We start from the raw sequence: 1,579 nt of genomic DNA, 5'->3' as shown, positions 1-1,579 counted from the left end.
TCCCCACCCGCCCCCCCCCCCCCCCCACCCCCCCCCCCCCCCTCCCCCTCCCCCCCCTCCCCTCCTCCCCCCCCCCCCCCCCCTCTCCCCCCCCATGCCACCCCCCCCCCAACCCCTGGGGCCACGCGGTGCGCCGGTGACGGTGGAGCGTCCGTCGATTTGCGCCGGTGCCGTGACGCGCTTCCCTGGAAGGGGGATCGACCGCGCCCGGAGCCGGAAGGAGCGGGAACATGGAAACGATGCTGGCAGCACGGCTGTCCGTCGAAGGCGGCGGCCTGGCCGTCGAGGAGGTACCCGTGCCCGCCCCCGGTCCGGGACAGGTACGGGTGGAGGTGCGGGCGGCGGGTGTCTGCCTGTCGGACGTCCACCTCATCCAGGGCATGCTCAAGCCGCGGCCCCTCGCGGGCGACAAGGTGACGCTGGGGCACGAGACCGCGGGGGTCGTCCACGCCCTCGGTGAGGCCGTGACCGGGCTGAGCGTCGGGGACCACGTCGTCCTCCAGGCCGGCGAGCTGCGCGACGGGGTCCGCTGCACCCGGGGGGTGAACTGCGACGGAGGGTGGGCCCAGTACGCCCTCGCCGCCGCGGACGCGGTCGTACCCCTCCCGCCCGAGATCCCCTTCGAGCAGGCCTGCATCATCCCCGACGCGGTCTCCACCCCCTGGGCGGCGATCACCTCGCGCGCCGCCGTGCGGCCCGCGGAGGCGGTGGGCGTGTGGGGCGTCGGCGGGCTCGGAGCCCATGCGGTCCAACTGCTGCGGCTGGTCGGGGCCTGTCCGATCATCGCCGTGGACCCGCTCGCCGAGGCACGTGACCGCGCCCTGCGCCTCGGAGCGGACGCCGCACTCGACCCGACCGACCCGGATTTCGGCGCCGGGCTGCGGACCGTCACCGGCCCGCAGGGCATCACCGCGGCCTTCGACTTCGCAGGCGTCCCGGCGGCCCGGGACCAGGCCCTGGGCAGCCTCGCGGATCGGGGGAGGCTGGTGCTGGTGGGGCTCACCGACCAGCCGCTCACCATCAAGGACAGCACCTGGTTCTGCCGGTTCGGGCAGCAGGTCGTCGGCCACTACGGGTCGCGGCCCGAGGATCTCTCCGAACTCGTCGGCCTCGTGAGCAGGGGGCGCCTGGACCTCTCCGCCTCGGTCAGCGGTGTCTTCCCGCTGTCCGAGGCCGCGCGGGCCGTCGAGGCGCTGGTGAGCAAGGAGGGGAGCCCGATCCGGCTGGTCCTCAAGCCCTGACCGGACCTGGCCGTCTGGTCCACGTTGTTGGTCATCTTGAGCTGGTCGACGTCGCCCGGCCGTACCCGGAGCATGGGCGGCATGTACCGGCCGTTGTAGGTGAGTGCGTACCGCATCCGGTTGCCGACCATCACCTTCGTGCGCTCCACCGTGGTCGAAGCGACCCGACGAGGGACACGGACGTCATCGGCCGCAATTCCCCGCGCGCAGCCCCCGACGTGCCGATACACGCAACACACGCACAGTGCGCCGGGGAAGACCGAAACCCCCCAGGGGGGCAGGGGGCGGCTCCTCCCCCCCCCCCCCCCCCCCCCCCCCCCCCTGCCTCCTCCCACTGC

The 1,579-nt window shown here is 74.6% G+C and carries 1 protein-coding gene; it reads left to right on the top strand.

What is annotated here, in order from left to right:
* The first annotated feature begins 230 nt into the window (after positions 1-230).
* On the top strand, positions 231-1,241 hold the full coding sequence (locus tag ACFRU2_RS04265) for a zinc-binding dehydrogenase (protein ID WP_382967367.1): 1,011 nt from the start codon (positions 231-233) through the stop codon (positions 1,239-1,241).
* Positions 1,242-1,579 lie beyond the last annotated feature (338 nt).

Source organism: Streptomyces sp. NPDC056883, from assembly GCF_042788835.1.
GTDB classification, from domain to species: Bacteria; Actinomycetota; Actinomycetes; order Streptomycetales; family Streptomycetaceae; genus Streptomyces; species Streptomyces stoeckheimensis.
Note: the sequence above shows the minus strand (reverse complement) of the source record. Positions and strands in the feature narration are given on the sequence as shown.

What these genes read in the sequence shown, in the direction of transcription:
- ACFRU2_RS04265 (WP_382967367.1), top strand. Translation starts at nt 231, where the DNA reads ATGGAAACGATGCTGGCAGCACGGCTGTCCGTCGAAGGCGGCGGCCTG.